At 44.2% G+C, this 16,874-nt stretch carries 13 protein-coding genes and 2 pseudogenes; 4 read left to right on the top strand and 11 right to left on the bottom strand.

The genetic code is table 11. The features are described 5' to 3' along the window. The first annotated feature begins 291 nt into the window (after positions 1–291). Positions 292–2,182: pseudogene (gene ftsH2 / locus M5J74_RS07585) on the top strand (ATP-dependent zinc metalloprotease FtsH2). Between the two features lie 215 nt (positions 2,183–2,397). On the opposite strand, the gene M5J74_RS07580 reads toward ftsH2, so the two are convergent. From M5J74_RS07580 to M5J74_RS07540, 9 genes are all read right to left on the bottom strand, one after another. Beyond that, complete coding sequence (locus M5J74_RS07580; protein WP_015153529.1) at positions 2,398–3,822, bottom strand: sensor histidine kinase; 1,425 nt, start codon at positions 3,820–3,822, stop codon at positions 2,398–2,400. Between the two features lie 2 nt (positions 3,823–3,824). Next, positions 3,825–4,070, bottom strand: a complete 246-nt coding sequence (locus M5J74_RS07575) for a serine hydrolase (protein WP_250016195.1) — start codon at positions 4,068–4,070, stop codon at positions 3,825–3,827. Positions 4,071–4,094: 24 nt separating this feature from the next. Then, positions 4,095–4,895 carry an alpha/beta fold hydrolase gene (locus M5J74_RS07570; RefSeq protein ID WP_250016193.1) on the bottom strand — a complete coding sequence of 267 codons (801 nt, stop codon included), beginning with the start codon at positions 4,893–4,895 and terminating at the stop codon, positions 4,095–4,097. Between the two features lie 85 nt (positions 4,896–4,980). After that, entirely contained in the window at positions 4,981–6,372 is a 1,392-nt protein-coding gene (locus M5J74_RS07565) for an ATP-binding protein (protein WP_250016191.1), read from the bottom strand. Positions 6,373–6,413: 41 nt separating this feature from the next. Then, positions 6,414–7,238, bottom strand: coding sequence for a hypothetical protein (locus M5J74_RS07560; RefSeq protein WP_041462902.1), 825 nt, complete (start codon positions 7,236–7,238; stop codon positions 6,414–6,416). Between the two features lie 7 nt (positions 7,239–7,245). Continuing rightward, complete coding sequence (locus M5J74_RS07555) at positions 7,246–7,515, bottom strand: type II toxin-antitoxin system VapC family toxin (RefSeq protein WP_250016190.1); 270 nt, start codon at positions 7,513–7,515, stop codon at positions 7,246–7,248. Further along, the gene (locus tag M5J74_RS07550) at positions 7,512–7,679 is read right to left on the bottom strand and encodes a type II toxin-antitoxin system Phd/YefM family antitoxin (RefSeq protein WP_106217257.1); all 168 of its coding nucleotides are present in this window, start codon (positions 7,677–7,679) and stop codon (positions 7,512–7,514) included. Before M5J74_RS07550 ends, M5J74_RS07555 begins: the two co-directional genes overlap by 4 nt. A gap of 184 nt (positions 7,680–7,863) precedes the next feature. After that, positions 7,864–9,531, bottom strand: coding sequence for an FAD-dependent oxidoreductase (locus M5J74_RS07545; RefSeq protein ID WP_015153524.1), 1,668 nt, complete (start codon positions 9,529–9,531; stop codon positions 7,864–7,866). A gap of 79 nt (positions 9,532–9,610) precedes the next feature. Further along, entirely contained in the window at positions 9,611–11,218 is a 1,608-nt protein-coding gene (locus tag M5J74_RS07540; RefSeq protein ID WP_250016188.1) for a VOC family protein, read from the bottom strand. A 252-nt stretch (positions 11,219–11,470) separates the two neighbouring features. Between M5J74_RS07540 and M5J74_RS07535 the strand changes: the two genes are divergently transcribed. Both M5J74_RS07535 and M5J74_RS07530 read left to right on the top strand, forming a co-directional pair. After that, positions 11,471–11,923, top strand: coding sequence for a clan AA aspartic protease (locus M5J74_RS07535; protein ID WP_015153521.1), 453 nt, complete (start codon positions 11,471–11,473; stop codon positions 11,921–11,923). 83 nt (positions 11,924–12,006) lie between these two features. Beyond that, on the top strand, positions 12,007–12,435 hold the full coding sequence (locus M5J74_RS07530; protein WP_106166813.1) for a thiol-disulfide oxidoreductase DCC family protein: 429 nt from the start codon (positions 12,007–12,009) through the stop codon (positions 12,433–12,435). A gap of 67 nt (positions 12,436–12,502) precedes the next feature. Here M5J74_RS07530 and M5J74_RS07525 read toward each other — a convergent pair whose 3' ends face one another. Further along, positions 12,503–12,937, bottom strand: coding sequence for a hypothetical protein (locus M5J74_RS07525; protein ID WP_015153519.1), 435 nt, complete (start codon positions 12,935–12,937; stop codon positions 12,503–12,505). Between the two features lie 576 nt (positions 12,938–13,513). Here M5J74_RS07525 and M5J74_RS07520 point away from each other — a divergent pair. Next, on the top strand, positions 13,514–15,310 hold the full coding sequence (locus M5J74_RS07520; protein ID WP_250016186.1) for a metallophosphoesterase: 1,797 nt from the start codon (positions 13,514–13,516) through the stop codon (positions 15,308–15,310). 129 nt (positions 15,311–15,439) lie between these two features. Here M5J74_RS07520 and M5J74_RS33340 read toward each other — a convergent pair. Continuing rightward, a pseudogene (locus M5J74_RS33340) lies at positions 15,440–16,728 on the bottom strand (Glu/Leu/Phe/Val dehydrogenase). Between the last annotated feature and the right edge of the window lie 146 nt (positions 16,729–16,874).

Below are 16,874 nucleotides of genomic sequence, written 5' to 3'. Positions count from 1 at the left end.
TCTCTCTACATGGTAGATGAACTGATTGGTTATTGGTCACCGATCGCTGGTCACTGGTCGCTGGTCACCGATCGCTGGTCACTGGTCACTGAATTAGCGCGATCGCTTAAAATTACGTTAAATTTGATTAAGATAGTAATCAAACTGCTATCAGTATCTTCATACACTAGAAGATTTACTGATTGAAAGAAAAGTTAACAATATCTGTTTAAGGACTATCGTTTACGGGATAAAAGCGCCCGCCTGTAGTCAAACTGATTTGTTGTATCTACACCTAGAGGCAACTAACTGATGAAATTTTCTTGGAGAGTCCTAGTACTGTGGACACTGCCTGCACTCGTGATAGGCTTTTTCTTCTGGCAGGGGGCATTTGCTGGCGCTCCTGCTGATATGAGTAAGAACGCCGCCAGTACTCGGATGACTTACGGTCGTTTTCTGGAATATCTAGATGCTGGTCGCGTCACTAGTGTAGACCTATATGAAGGCGGACGGACGGCAATTGTAGAGGCAGTCGATCCAGAACTGGACAATCGAGTTCAAAGGCTGCGGGTAGACCTGCCATACAGCGCTCCCGAAGTGATTGCTAAACTCAGAGCGGGAAATGTAAGCTTTGATTCTCATCCGATGCGAAATGATGGGGCAATTTGGGGTTTACTGGGTAATCTCATTTTCCCCGTGCTGTTGATTGGCGGTTTATTCTTCTTATTCCGTCGCTCTAGTAATATTCCGGGTGGACCAGGGCAAGCACTTAACTTTGGTAAATCCCGTGCTAGATTCCAGATGGAAGCCAAGACGGGCATAAAATTTGATGACGTAGCGGGAATTGACGAAGCCAAAGAAGAGTTGCAAGAAGTCGTGACTTTCCTCAAACAGCCAGAACGCTTCACTGCTGTTGGCGCACGCATTCCCAAAGGCGTACTGTTAGTAGGACCCCCAGGAACGGGAAAAACATTACTAGCAAAAGCGATCGCTGGGGAAGCAGGAGTCCCATTTTTCAGCATCTCCGGTAGCGAATTCGTGGAAATGTTCGTTGGTGTCGGTGCATCGCGAGTACGGGATTTATTCAAGAAAGCCAAAGACAACGCCCCGTGTTTGATCTTCATTGATGAAATTGACGCAGTAGGTAGACAAAGAGGCGCGGGAATTGGTGGCGGAAACGACGAGAGAGAGCAAACTCTCAACCAATTGCTCACAGAAATGGACGGTTTTGAAGGTAATACGGGAATTATCATCATTGCTGCTACCAACCGTCCTGACGTACTCGATGCGGCATTATTACGTCCCGGTCGATTCGATCGCCAAGTTACAGTAGATGCCCCAGACATCAAAGGGCGTTTGGAAATTCTCAAAGTCCATGCCAGAAACAAGAAGCTTGCTGACACTGTATCGTTAGAAGCAATTTCTCGCCGCACTCCTGGGTTTACAGGAGCAGATTTAGCCAACTTGCTGAATGAAGCTGCTATTTTGACGGCAAGACGACGTAAAGACGCGATTACCCTGCTAGAAATTGACGACGCTGTAGATCGCGTTGTAGCAGGGATGGAAGGCACACCGTTGGTAGATAGCAAGAGTAAGCGGTTGATTGCCTATCATGAAATCGGAACCATGCTTTAATCGGTACGCTGATTAAAGACCACGATCCACGGTACAGAAAGTCACGCTAGTACCACGCGGACAAGCTCAAGGTTTGACTTGGTTTACTCCTAGCGAAGAACAAGGATTGATCTCGCGATCGCAGCTCAAAGCTAGAATTAGTGGTGCTTTAGGTGGTAGAGCTGCTGAAGATATCATCTTTGGTACGGCAGAAGTGACTACTGGTGCAGGTAATGACTTGCAACAAGTAACGGGAATGGCGCGACAGATGGTGACAAGATTTGGGATGTCAGATTTGGGTCCCCTGTCGTTAGATAGCCAAAGTTCAGAGGTATTTTTGGGACGTGACTTGATGACTCGTTCCGATTACTCAGACGCGATCGCTTCTCGCATCGATACTCAGGTTCGCGCTATTGTCGATCAATGCTATGAGTTGGCAAAGAAACTCGTCCGTGACAATCGCACTGTGATGGATCGCTTAGTCGATTTGTTGATCGAAAAAGAAACCATCGACGGCGAAGAGTTTCGTCAGATTGTGGCTGAATACACCGACGTACCAGAAAAGCAGCAGTACGTGCCAACGCTGTAAGTTTGTCACATTAATTCTGTTGGTTTTTGCCACAAGTTATATCCCCCAACCCCCCTTCAAAAGGGGGGCTTTTGTTGAGATCCCCCAACCCCCGATAAATTGGGGGCTTTTGTTGAGATCCCCCAACCCCCTTCAAAAGGGGGGCTTTTGTTTTGACTTTTAACTTTTGACTTTTGACTTGTTTTATCAGGGGGCTTTTGTTTTGGCGTAGGGAATTATGAAGCTGCGATCGGTAAACGTACCCGAAAACAGGTGTCTCCAGGCTTTGACGTAAAATTGATGTCGCCGTGATGCTTGCCCACAATAATCCGATACGTGACATCCAAACCCAAACCCGTGCCTTGTCCTACACCTTTAGTGGTAAAAAATGGCTCGAAAATACGGGGTTGAATATTGGCAGGAATGCCCGATCCGTTGTCGGCGATCTCGACTACTATATGGTCGTGTTCTTGCCAAGTCCGCAGCCAAATCTTGCCCTGTCCTTGCATGGCATCGATCGCATTATCAATGAGGTTCGTCCACACTTGATTCAATGCCCCACCATAACCGACAATTCGCGGCAAGTTGCGATCGTAGTTGCGGATTACAGTCACGCCACCTTTGAGTTTGTGACTTAAAATTGTCACAGTGCTTTCTAGCCCTTGATGTACGTCTACGTCTTGTAGAGGGGCGCGATCCATGTAAGAGTAATCTTTAATTGCCTGTACTAACTGAGAAATGCGATCGGCACAGCGATCGATCTCTTCAATTGCCCCAACACCTGTAAGGGATGCAGCTAACCAAGCGATCGCCCCAGATAGGGCATCGGTAGGTATTTTCTGGGCGATGCTTTCTAGCCAAGTTGAATCTAACCCAGTTCCAACTAAAATGGGGGCGAGTTGCCAACTATTTTCTACATGATGGGTTGTCAGCCACTCAGCTATTTCATCCTCGCGATCGCTTTGTGTCAGTGGATCGAGAGTAGATATATTTTGCGCCCGTTGCACTGCCTCGCACTGCATATCAATCAAAAAGCCGAGTTGTTCGTTTGTCATCTGCTGCTTCAGCTTTAAAGTGAAGCAGGGTATATCTTGCCAAAGTTCGTGCAGGTGTTTGGCACTGCGTCTGACAGCGGCAGCGGGATTATTCATTTCGTGCGCGAGTCCGGCAGCTAACGTTCCTAAAGCAGCTAATTTTTCTCGTTGCTGTGCTATGGTTTGCACCGTTTGCATTCGCTGCGCCATCGTGCTGAGAATGGAGGCAGTAACGCAGGAACAAGTAGATAGTAAGCGCCAAAATGCGTCTTTTGGTAGTTCAAAAATGCGCGATCGCTTAATCGCAATTCCACTCGCCCAATAAGTATCTTGCCCCATTAATACGGGTAATTCACCAAACAGAGTTTGCGTGTCGTAGGTAGCTAAAACGAGTTGCTGATTTCCTACCTGCTGGGTAATCCGAATTTCTCCTTCTAGCAAGATAAAAACATGGTCGGCTGGATCTCCTTCTTGACGGTGAACTTCTCCTGCTTCCCGCCATACTTCTTGTCCGCGATCGCATAACCACTGCAATTCTGTTTCTGGTAATTTAACAAATAGCGGTACTTGGCGGAGTGCGTCTTTGATATTGAGTTGCTGACGTGGAAGATTTTGAATGTTGGTCATAATTATCCTTCGTAGCATGTCAAAAGTGGTAGGGGCGGGTTTCTACTTTTATTTTGTTTCACTAACATCATCGTGGCAGCAGCAAAAGTTTTGCCAACTGATGCCAATTCGTAAATAGAATTTTTTGTTACTGGTACTGATAATTCTACATTTGCTAATCCATAGTCTTTTACTAGCAAGGGACTACCATCTTTTACTACTGCAATAGAAAGCCCAGGAATAGAACGACTAATTCTTAAAATTTTCAATATATTCGTCCATTGCGATCGCTTCTAAGCTACTTTAGCTAAAAATTGCATGACTGCTCGATTAAATATTTCTGGAAATTCCATCCAATAATTATGTCCACCTTTCTCCGATATGACTAATTCTGCATTAGGAATATTTGCAGCTAACTCCTCAGAAAAATTCAAAGGAATAAATATTTCATCTTTACCAATAAGCACTAAGGTAGGAGCAGAGATTCGATGGATATCGTCTCTTATATCGTGTTCTAAAAGAGCAGCGATTTGTCCTACAAAGCCATGCGTTGGTTGAGGATGTGCATGATTCAATCCCAGGTTTACCGCTGCTGTAACTCGCGCCTCATCTGCTAAAAATTCATCTGTAAACACCCATAAGCAAATCTCTTGCAGTCGGGTTTCTGTAGAAACCTGTTCCTCAAGCATTTTTAACCATAACTTAGTTAAATATCTAGCTCTAGCTGGAAACTTAGCAGATGTCGCGACCAAAATTAGGCTTTTCACAACTTCTGGATATTTTAAAGCAATTTGCTGAGCGATCGTTCCACCCATTGAAAAACCTAAAATATGGGCATTTTTAATATTTAAAAACTTCAATAATTCCACTATGTCATCAGCCATCATTTCAGTAGAGTAAGGTATATTAGGAGAATCAGATTGCCCTACGCCGCGATTATCAAGAACAATAACTCGATACTTTTGAGAAAATGCAGAAATCTGATCTGCCCAAGCACTACTATCCAAGCTCAAACCTTGAATTAGGACTAAGGGCTCTCCAGCTCCATGTACCTCATAGTACATATTAATATTGCTCAACTTAGCTGAAGGCATTCTTTTCTCCTTTTTTGGCTTTACATCTTATTCGGATAGTAAAATATCTTCCATCTTTTGCGCCTTTGCGTCTTTGCGCGACATTTTAATTTAACTGTATCGGCAATCTAACCTGAAACTTTGTCTCTCCTGCCTTTGTCTCAAACCTAATATCACCCTTATGCTGTCCGACAATAATTCGCCGCACGATATCTAACCCTAAACCCGTCCCTTTCCCCACTTCTTTCGTAGTAAAAAACTGTTCAAAAATCCGCGACTGAATCTCTGGTGCAATTCCCACACCATTATCAACAATTTCTACCAAAATGCGATCGCCCTCTTGACAAGTCCTAATCCAAATTTGTCCTTTACCACCCGTAGCATCGATCGCATTATCAATTAAATTCGTCCAAACTTGATTTAACTGACTGCCATATGCACTAATCTTGGGTAAATTACCATACTCTTTATGTACTGATACACCTTGTTTCAATTTGTATTTGAGAATCGTTAACGTAGTATTAATTCCCTCGTGAACGTCTACTTCTTGAATGGGGGCGCGATCCATGTAGGAATATTCCTTCATCGCTTTAACTAATTCTCCAATCCGCCCCGAACTTTGTTGTAATTCATATAACAATCCGCTTCCCGTAACTGTTGCATCCAACCAGCGCAATACACTACTCAAACATTCAGGAGTAATATGAGCTGTAATTTCATCTAATTTTTCTGTTGTAATTCCAGCGTTGACTAATGTAGGAGCAAGTTTCCAACTTTCTTTAACCTTGCGATCGTCCAACCAATCAGTAACCTCATCTTCAGCTTCACTTTGAGCAATTGGATCGCGACGAGAACAAGTTTTTGCAGTTGCGATCGCTTGTTTATACAAGTCACATAAAAAATCGATTTGTTCCTTATTTAAAGGCTGCTGATGTAGCTGCAACGCCAAAGCAGGTAATTGCTGTAAAATCTCATCTAAATTTTGAACGTTTCTTTTTACCGCCGCCGCCGGATTGTTCAATTCATGTGCTAAACCAGCCGATAAAGTACCAAGAGAAATTAATTTTGCTTGTTGCTGGGTGACAGATTCGTGGAGTTGCGATCGCTGCGTAGCAATTTTTAAAATACTGCGCCATACTTGAGGGCAAATTTCTAACATCTGCCAAAAAGCTTCTGGATGGAGTTTATAAAGTGTAACGGGAGTCAAGGCGCGTCCGCTGGTGGGATAGGGTTCGTCTAGCAGTAAAATTAATTCTGCAAATACTTCCCCAGAACCTAAATTGACGGCATGTGCTGCTTGTCCATCTACAGTTCGCGTCCATTCTGTAACTCCTTCTAAAATAATATAAAATCCATCTGGCAGATCTCCTTGTTTGGCAATTTGCGTACCCGCATCGAGGTGAATTTCCGTACCGAGTTGATTTAAACACTGCAATTGCTTCTCATCTAAATGAGCAAAAATTGGTACTTGTTGTAGGGATAATTTAGTAGCTGTCATTTCAATTGGTAATTGGTAATTGGTAATTGATGGCTGAGACGCTACGATAAACGTGCTGCTGCTTCCCGTAATCGCTGATTACAGTTAGCGATAATAGGGCTACCGTGGGCAACGGAAATAACTTGTAAGTCGTGTATACTATCAGCTAATGTTTCTAACCATTGACGATAAGCATGGCGATCGCGTAGAAAAAATTGCCTACCTAAAAAAGTCATACCAAAAAATCCATTTGCCCCAATAGCACTTGCTCCCAACCATTGAAATGTAAACTGTCCTTTGGGTGAGTTTTGTTGTAAATATAACTTATTTAAATTAAATAAAATGTCTGTAAATATTAATGCTTTTCCTGTAGGTAATGGTAATTCATAAACGAGTTCCTGCGGACGAATACCAGCAGGTTCGTGACAGATAATGTCATATTTTGGTAATACTTCTTCTGCAATTCCATCTACTGCTACGACTTCTTCAACATATGGTTTTGCAGCGGCGGGACAAATAATTGTAAGTTGTGGATATCGCTGTTTGTATACGCCAGCATCTAGCCTATGAATGCGGTTAGGTACTATTAAAATTTTAGGTACGCCTAAAGACTCAAGCTGTGACATTCCCACTTCGTTGAGTGCGATCGCGCTGTGAATTAGTAAACTAGAGTCTGGCAATTTATAAACCACCATTTCACGTGGAACCATAGTAGAACTTGGTAAAATACCAGTAACGTGCCATAGATTCGGCGCTAGTTCTGCAATTGCGCTATGAGGTAAAACATGAGATTGCCACTCATCTTTAGAAGAAGTGCTTTTACGAGGTTTAATTAGAGAGAAGAAAGCATAGAATAGCTCAGAATCTCCTTTTTCTTCTTGTTTCATACACTTATTACCAAAGTCTTTGCATTGGATCGGCATCGAAAGCAGAATCGATACTTAATATTGGTAATTGCTCTACAATTACTTGTGAGATTAACAGGAGAGCGAACGGATAGCGATGGTGAAGACGTAAGGATGCAACTACAGCTTCCCCAAGGCTAGCTACACTCAACAAAATATCATTATTTACATCATTAACGATCTCCAAAACTGAGGTAGTTAGTTGTCCTTCATTCGCCACGTACCAAATAAATGTATGAGTATCTAGCAAGAACCTCATGACATGTAATCCTTAAAATCTTCTAGAGGCTCATCAAAATCATCGGATATTATTACTAAGCCTTTAGCGTTTCCTGGCTGACGGCGACGTTGAGTTGCCAATAGCGGCGTGAGTTGAACTAGTGGCTGTTCGTCTTTTGTAATAATGACTTCTTCCCCATGCATTGCAGCTTCAATTAATTCTGATAATTGTTGAGATGCTTCAACAAGATTGACTTATCGCATAGCTACAACCTCTCTATTTCTACTTTTTTGGTCATTGGTCATTATTCATTTTTTACTTACAAATGTAATTTTGACTTTTGACTTTTAACCTTTGAATTTTGACTTCCCTATTACCCATTACCACCTACAACACATTACTCAAATACCGATGGATAAATTGGACGCAAATAGAGCCCTCACCAACGCTAGAAGCCACGCGCTTAATGGAACCGTGACGTACATCGCCCACAGCAAAAATCCCAGGTACGTTAGTTTCTAATAAAAAAGGTTCTCGATCTAACGTCCATCCTTTTGGGCGGTGTCCGTTCTGGCTGAGATCTGTTCCAGTCAAAACAAAACCGCGATCGTCGCGTGCGACAATTCCATCTAGCCATTCTGTTCTGGGAACAGCCCCAATGAAGATAAATAGGGAATTAGCCGGAACGACTTCAATTTCACCTGTTTGGGTATTTTGAATCGCGATCGCCTCTAAATTTGTCTCTCCTTTTACCTCCACCACCTGAGAATGCACCTTAACTGTAATATTTGGTGTCTCGGCAATTTGGTCGATTAGGTATTGCGACATGCTACTAGCAAGAGACTCGCCCCGCACTAACATCGTGACGTGGTGGGCATAGCGAGAAAAATACATCGCCCCCTGTCCGGCAGAGTTTGCACCACCAACGATGTAGACTTCTTCCCCTTGACAAGCTAGGGCTTCGGTTTGCGCTGCACCATAGTACACACCCGCCCCAGTCAATCGATCCATTCCTGGGACGTTCAACCGTCGCCACGAAACGCCCAACGCCAAAATTAAAGCATGACAGCTAATTTCGCTGCCATCGGCGAGAGTTATAATCCGATAGGGATCTTCTATGCGAATTCCCTGCACTTCTTGGGGATTGAGAATCTCTACACCAAAACGTCTAGCCTGGGTGACTGCCCTTCTCGCCAAATCGCCACCACTCAAACCCACAGGAAATCCCAAATAATTCTCAATCCGCGAACTCGTTCCCGCTTGTCCACCTGGGGCTTCCCGTTCGATCAATACCGTGTGCAACCCTTCCGAAGCACCATAAACCGCAGCCGCTAAACCTCCTGGTCCTCCTCCTACAATCGCCAGATCGTAAAATGGTTTTCCAGCTTGAGTCTGTAGCCCAATTTTGGCTGCAACCTCCAAAGGCGAAGGTTTGAGTAAACTGGAACCATCGGAAAATAGCACCAGCGGCAAATTTAATTTATCGCAGTCGGCGTATTTAACTAAATCCTGCGCTTCCTCTGACAATTCAATATCCAACCATTGATAAGGTAATTGGTTGCGGGCGAGAAAATCTTTAATCTCGTGAGAATGGGGCGACCAGCGATTGCCAATTACGCGAATCCCATCAAAAGGCGGACGGAATTGCGATAACCAATCATCGAGGAGATCGTCCAATACTGGATATAACCTTTCCTCTGGCGGGTCCCAAGGCTTCATCAAGTAGTAATCGATCCGCGTAGTATTGATAGCGCGGATTGCTGCATCCGTATCTGCATACGCCGTAAGTAAAGCCTTTTTCGTCTCTGGAAACATCTGTAACGCCTGTTCCAGAAACTCTACCCCAGACATTTGAGGCATTCTTTGGTCTACTAAAAACAATGCTACAGGCTCGTTTCGCAGTTTAAGCTGTTGCAGCGCTTCTAAAGCAACTGCCCCAGATTCCGCCCGCAAAACGCGAAAGCGATCGCCATATTCACGTCGCAAGTCCCGCGCCACCGCTTGTAAAACTTCTGGATCGTCGTCAACTGTTAAAATGACAGGCTTAGTTGTCATGATTGGTAGTTGGTAGTTGGTAATTGGTAGTTGGTAGTTGACGGATAACGGTTAACTGATAACTGTCAACTGATAACCGTTAACTGATAACTGTCAACAGCCATTGCTTAGCTGCTTGCACGTCTTCTCCACTTAAGGCGTGTCCGCCAGAATGCCAAGTGAGGGTTACATCAGCACCAGCAGTCTGCAATATTTTGACTAATCGTTCTGTTTCCTCTGGACTGACGATAGAATCGTTACGTCCGGCTGCAATAAATATGGGGATACCAGTAAGACTGGGTAATTGAGACGGTTCGAGGGGAACCATCGGACGGAATAATACTGCTGCACTCAAAGTATAGGGACGGAGTAACAACATACTGACAGCAATATTTGCTCCATTGGAATAGCCTACAGCAACAACTCGATCTGGTTCAAATCCGTAGCTGTCAGCAGCAGTGGCAACAAAGTTAGCAAGTTCGTGGGTGCGGAATTTTAAGTCTTCTAGATCGAATATCCCTTCAGCTAAGCGCCGGAAAAATCGCGGCATTCCATTTTCCAAAACTTGACCGCGTGGGCTGAGTATTCCTGCATCTGGGATTAATTCTTCCCCCAGCCAAAGTAAATCGGTTTCATCGCCTCCTGTTCCATGTAGCAGTAGTAAGGTGTAAGGTATATTTGGCTCAGCAGCAGGGATAAAACGGTGAGTAAATCCGAGTTGAGTTTGAGGGCGATGGTTGCTGCTACGAATGGGAGAAGTACCAGTTTGCGGTAAATATAGTGATGGCAAAATTGCTTCGATTCGCTGCCGCTTCTTTTCCAGCCAAGGAGGTAGCATCAGGTGAGTTCCCAGTTCTGCTGGTGCTTCATCAACGGTAAAACCTGGGGCATCTGTAGCTAATTCAAAAATAATTCCCCCTGGTTCTTGAAAGTAAATTGAATGAAAATATTGACGATCTAAGACTGGGGTAACGTTAAATCCTAAATTAGCGATCGCGCTTCTCCAAGCTTCCTGTTCCTCATCGTTACGAGTCCGCCACGCTACATGATGGACTGTCCCCACCGCTACCGCACCTTTCCAAAAATCTGGCGCACACCTGACATCGACAATTTTTCCCGATCCTCCTGCCCCAATTTGGTAGCGAAATATATTCCCTTCTTGTTGTTGAAAATTCCACTCCATCGTTTCTGTCAGCAACTTTGCCGTCAGTTCGTAGCCATCCTCACATAGCATGATTGTATGAATTCCACGGATTGCGTGTTCTGCGGGAATACCGCTAGTAGACCAAGGCGATGAAGTTTGAGGATTGGCTGTAGCTACTAGTTCTACCATCAATCCATCTGGGTCTTTAAAACTCAAGACAGACTCGCCAAACCTTTCTTCGGGACTTTCGTAGCGGATGCCATATTTAATACAGCGTTCGATCCAATAACCCAACGATGCTTGGGGAATGGCAAAGGATACAATTGTCGCTTGTCCCGTTCCTTGACGACCCTTAGGCGCATCAGACCAGACGAAAAACGTCATAATCGTACCAGGTCGTCCTAATTCATCGCCGTAATAGAAATGGTATGTTTCAGGATCGTCGAAATTGACAGTAACTTTGACTAGACGCAGACCCAAAAAACCAGCGTAGAAGTTGAGATTTTTCTGTGGGTCTGAGGCGATCGCAGTCACATGGTGAATTCCCAGGATTTCTTGGCTCATGTCGTTTCCCTGCTTGCTGTGAGGACACTATGACCAACCCGTACACTGTGTTTCTGAGTTTTCTATATAGTTTTCAAACTCTTAAGAGTACCTATTTAGTTATTTCCGCCACTAAAATCGAACAGCGCAGACTCATGCAAATTACTTAATTTATACCTTGTTTTTCGTCTAAATTGTCTGCCTAATATATTTTGCCGTATCTACCATAAAATAATCAAAAAGTAAAGTCTTTATGAGAGAGGCAATTGAATTATGGTAAGTTTCAATCGAATTGATGTTGCAGCTAGCGAACATATGGGAGCAGTCCGAGTACCAGTCAAGCTTACAAATGCTGTTGATGAAATCTTAGTCAATCGAGGATTACTTAATCCAAATCAGTTGCGCGTGTGTGAAACTGAAGCACTAGTAGACACTGGTGCAGTTCGTACAGTCGTATCTCAAGCTATAGTACAAGAACTGGGCTTAAAAGTTCGCGCTCAGCAGCTTGCTAAATATGCTGATGGTAGAGAGGAAATGGTGGGACTTACTGAACCTGTAATTATCGAAATCATGGGACGGGAGACAACCGAGGCAGTGTTAGTAACTGGGGATGAAGTCTTAATTGGTCAAACTGTATTAGAAACATTAGATTTACTCGTAGATTGTAAAAATCAGCGTTTAATTCCCAATCCCGCTCATCCCGACCAACCTGTTTTTCGGATTTAGATGTTTTTGTCAGTTATCAGCTAATTCCAACTTACGACTTACGACTTACGACTTACAACTTCCCATTACCCATTACTACGCCAATGAACCAATATATCGTTATCTTTGACGGCAATTGCAATCTCTGTACCACTCTCGTTCAATTATTAGAAAAACTAGACCAAGGACAAAAATTTCGCTATATATCCATGCAAGATGAAACTGCTTTGCAACAGTTAGGAATTACATCTCAAGATTGCGAACTCGGGATGATTTTAATTGATGCTAATACTCCCAATCGTCGTTGGCAAGGTACAGCCGCCGCTGAAGAAATTGGCAGACTATTACCGATGGGTGAAATATTTGTCAATGCTTACCGTTCTCTACCTGGCTTAAAATGGATGGGCGATCGCACTTACGAACAAATCCGCGATAACCGCTACACTCTATTTGGCAAACGCGACACGACATATAAAACTGTGTACGCCGCCGATTGTGGCTGCGCTTCTGGGGGAGTCGGAAAAGAGAATTGAGGGAGCAAGACAAGTCACAAGTCAAATTTAACTGGTCACTTGGTTGCTGATAATTACTCCCTGCTCACTACTCCCTGCTCCCTTGACCATTAAACACTTCCATAATCTTGCGGCAAATCTGCTTTAACTTGTCGCTGGATTCTGTTTTGGGTTTTGTTTCGCCTTCACAACGCCATTCCTCAACCGTAGAAAATTGCCACTGTTTGCCACGATGATCGAATCCAGCAGCCTCCACGCCGATGCAACGCCGGACATCGCTGATGGGATCTTGATAAAACCGAATTTGGATTAGGATACTGCGACTCTGAAACGATTTACTCCAACCAGGAAAATGAAAGCCAATATCAACCGAGTCAGGATCGACTAACTCTAGGGTTTCTGGATCGTTCGTCCAAGGTTTGAGATCGGCTCTAATTTCAGGAAACTCTGCTTTGAGTAAATTCACCACCGTAGCAATCTTACTTGTAAACTCCAGATTAATCGCTTGCTCGGCTGCATTCACGCGAAACACTCCTGTAGATTGAAATATAGATGAGAGAAGTGAGGGCAGCAAGATTTCTAGAAAGCTCGCTGCTATTGGTAACTAATTTTAACAATTCCCTGAGTGCTTACTTGCGTGACTTGTGATACAAAAATTGTCATTAGTCATTAGTCATTAGTCATTTGTTATTTGTGATTCACAAATGACTAGCGATCGCCATAACGTTTCGAGCGTGTGGGGTTGCTATAAGGATCGATCTAGTTGAAGACCAACATTTCTAGCGCGGATTTGCGATGAAAAGGTTGATTTTCTATCTTTTGAAGATTGTATTTTTCGATTATGGAACTATCATTGGTTTGACTGTAAAGCGCTAACGTCGCAAATGACTAGTGACCAAAAATTATCAAACCCGTATGTAACTTAGATTACATACGGGTTTGTGCTTAACGATAATTACTTAAGTATAGTATTAGAGCTAGAGATATTCGGTTTGGCGTCAAGTAAACCTTTGCTTGTTTACTCTATATCAACTGTAAGACTTACTCTATTTTGCTGTCATCAAGAAATGATGAAGATGCACCACTATACTATAAAGAAATGATGTTTTCTACTCGGTCAAGGCTAGAAGAGTCGAGAGTCGGGTGGAATGCGCTGCCGAAAGCGCTTCGTTTTGCCATCTTCGCCATTATTGGTTTTTTGCTAATCTTGATGCTGACGCTGCTAGGAGTGTTCAACAGAGAGCCAATGATGCCTGCACCACCTCAGTTACTGACAGAGCCATTTTTACAACTACCAACAGCCAACTCTGTACAAGTAGTGTGGTTTACAGAATTTGCAGGTAGTCAGCACGCAGTTACTTATGGTGCAGGACTGAAACAAACTGCGATCGCCTCTACAGTTAAACTCAGCCGCACGCGAGAAGATCGAGAGTCCCATGTCGGCGCACAAGCTGAAACCGGACAATACCAAAACATCAAACTGCGAGATATCTGGCGACACGAAGCAAAAGTGACGGGATTAAGCGCTGGGGTGCGCGTCCCCTATCGCGTGTCTAGCGTGCGTGAAGATGGCACGACATTCAGTAGCGGTGAATATACCCTTGCTTCCCTGCCTGAATCTGGAACGCCACTCAAAATTTTACTCACCTCGGATCATCAACTCAAACCGATGACAGCAGCAAACTTGCAAAAAGTAGTAGAGACGGTAGGGAGAGTAGACGGGGTTTTCTTTGCTGGAGATTTAATTAATATTCCCGATCGCGCTTCAGAATGGTTTGACGATAATCGTGGTGGCGCGTTTTTTCCCTGCTTGCAAGGAAGGGCAAAATACGAGATTGCTAAAACAGTGTATCGCGGTGGGGCGATCGCTCAATATGCGCCAATATTTCCCGCGATCGGCAATCATGAGGTAATGGGTAGATATGGTAGTGGCGATAGTTTAGGGGAAGAATTCGAGAATTCTATCCCGCGCGCGATCGCTAAAAAACTTTATCCCGAACAAACAGAAACTCAAACAGAACAATGGTTGAAGGATCGTTCCTTTAATACGAATACCTACGAAGAAATTTTCACGCTTCCCGAAACGAGTCCAGGCGGAAAGACATACTACGCCATTACCTTTGGTGATGTACGGTTGGTAGTGCTGTACGTGACAAATATGTGGCGGTCTTACAATCTCACGCCAGATGTAAGAGGAAAGTACCAAGAACGCCAACAAGATTTAGATCGCCCTGAAAAGTGGGGCTATGGACAAGTCATTTTTGGTGAAATTGCTCAGGGTAGTCCGCAATATAACTGGTTGGAAGCGGAACTCAAAAGCCAGGAGTTTCAACAAGCGAAATACAAAATTGTTATGTTCCACCATCCGCCCCATTCTTTAGGAGATAATATCGTTCCTGCTTATACCGATCCAGTACAAATTCGCGATCGCGCTACAGATGGTAGCCTCGAAGCAGTGCGATACGAATATCCTAGAGCAGCAGATTACATCATTCGCGATGTCGTACCTTTGTTAGAGACGGCTGGGGTGCAATTAGTTTTTTACGGGCATTCTCACCTGTGGAATCGTTTTATTAGTAATAATGGCACGCACTTTTTAGAAACATCGAATGTTGGCAATACTTACGGTGCGGCTGTGGGAAATAAAAGGCGAAAAGTCCCACCTGGCAATAATAAGGATTATGTTGCGCTAGGCAATCCGAATGGATTAGAACCTATAGTACCAACCATTCCCCCTTTACGAGGTGAAGACGATAAGCCACAGCCTTATATTGCCAGCAACGATATTACAGTTTTTAGTATTTTCAATACGGCAACAGGTACGATTAGTAGCTATCGATTTGACACGCGATCCCCGGGTTCAGATGTAGTTAAGTTTGATGAATTTGCTTTGTAGAGACGTTTCATGAAACATCTCTACATATATAGCGATTCTCGTTATGATGCGATACATTCGTAGGGGCGCACAGCTATGCGCCCCTACAGATCTTGTATTTCATCGAATTGAAAAAGGCTATATAAAAAATTAAGGATACAACCCTCGGTCAGATAATGCTTGAGCAACACGACCGACACCCAACATATACGCAGCCCCTCGCAAGGATATTTCCCGCTGCCTAGATTTTTGAGACACTTGCTGATATGCTTGCACCATCAAGTGTTCTAATTCTCGGTTGACGCGCTCTTCATCCCAAAATACATAAGACAGCCCCTGCACCCATTCCAAATAACTCACTACAACTCCGCCAGCATTCGCCAGAATATCGGGTAATACTGTTATCCCTCGTGCTTCTAAGATGCGGTCTGCTTCTAGGGTTGTCGGTCCATTCGCTGCTTCTGCTACAATCGCGGCTTGAATTTGGTTAGCATTATCCTCAGTAATCTGATTTTCTAATGCAGCAGGAATCAGCACGTCGCAGGGTAAAGTTAGCAACTGAGCATTACTAATTGGCATGGCGTTGGGAAAACCCTTCAAACTACGGTGATTTTGAGCCGCAAAACTCTTAAGTGCGGGAACATCTAAACCATTTTCGGCGTACACTCCCCAGCACCAGTAGACACAGCAATGACTTTTGCTCCTGCTTGATGGAGTAACAAAGCCGCCGCACCGCCAACATTCCCAAAACCTTGAATCGCAATCCGCGATCCCGCCAAAGACTTACCCCGTTCGGCAAGTGCCTCTCGCACGGCAATCATCGTACCCCGTCCCGTTGCCATTTCCCGACCCCGCGATCCACCCACCGAAATCGGCTTTCCGGTCACAATTCCCGGTACGGCGTGACCGACGTTGACAGAATACGTATCCATCATCCACGCCATTTCCCGTGCGGAAGTCCCCATGTCTGGGGCGGGAATATCTACAGATGGTCCAATATCCTTGATCAGTTCGCTCGTATAACGTCTGGTAATGCGTTCTAGTTCTCCCACACTATAGCGACTAGGATCGATCGCAATTCCGCCTTTTGCCCCACCGTAGGGAATACCCAGCAAAGCGCATTTCCATGTCATCAACATTGCCAATGCTGAAACTTCTCGCAGGGTTACAGCCGGATGGTAACGAGTTCCACCTTTATAAGGTCCTAAAATATCACAATGCTGTACGCGATGCCCCGCTAACACTCGCACTTCGCCGCTATCGAGTTTAACTGGAATTGATACGGTGATAACTTTGCGCGGGTGACTCAGCATCACGAGTAGGTTTTGGTCTAACCTTAATTCTTTTGCTGCCTGTTCTAGATAGCTACACGCTTGGTCGTAGGGGCAAATATGAGCCGGAGAGGGAGTTTCTAGCGGCAGTGGGGATGTAGAAACCATATTTTTTCCTCTATTTGATTGCGATCGCCCGATTGCGATCGGATTATCTCTCGATCTCTAGCCTATCCTTCCACGATCGAAACACACTAAATTTCTGTAAAATTCGTTACATTTTCATCGGGGAGCAGCGGAGATTTAAACAATTT

It is taken from the genome of Chroococcidiopsis sp. CCNUC1, assembly GCF_023546805.1.
GTDB lineage: Bacteria > Cyanobacteriota > Cyanobacteriia > Cyanobacteriales > Chroococcidiopsidaceae > Chroococcidiopsis > Chroococcidiopsis thermalis.
Note: the sequence above shows the minus strand (reverse complement) of the source record. Positions and strands in the feature narration are given on the sequence as shown.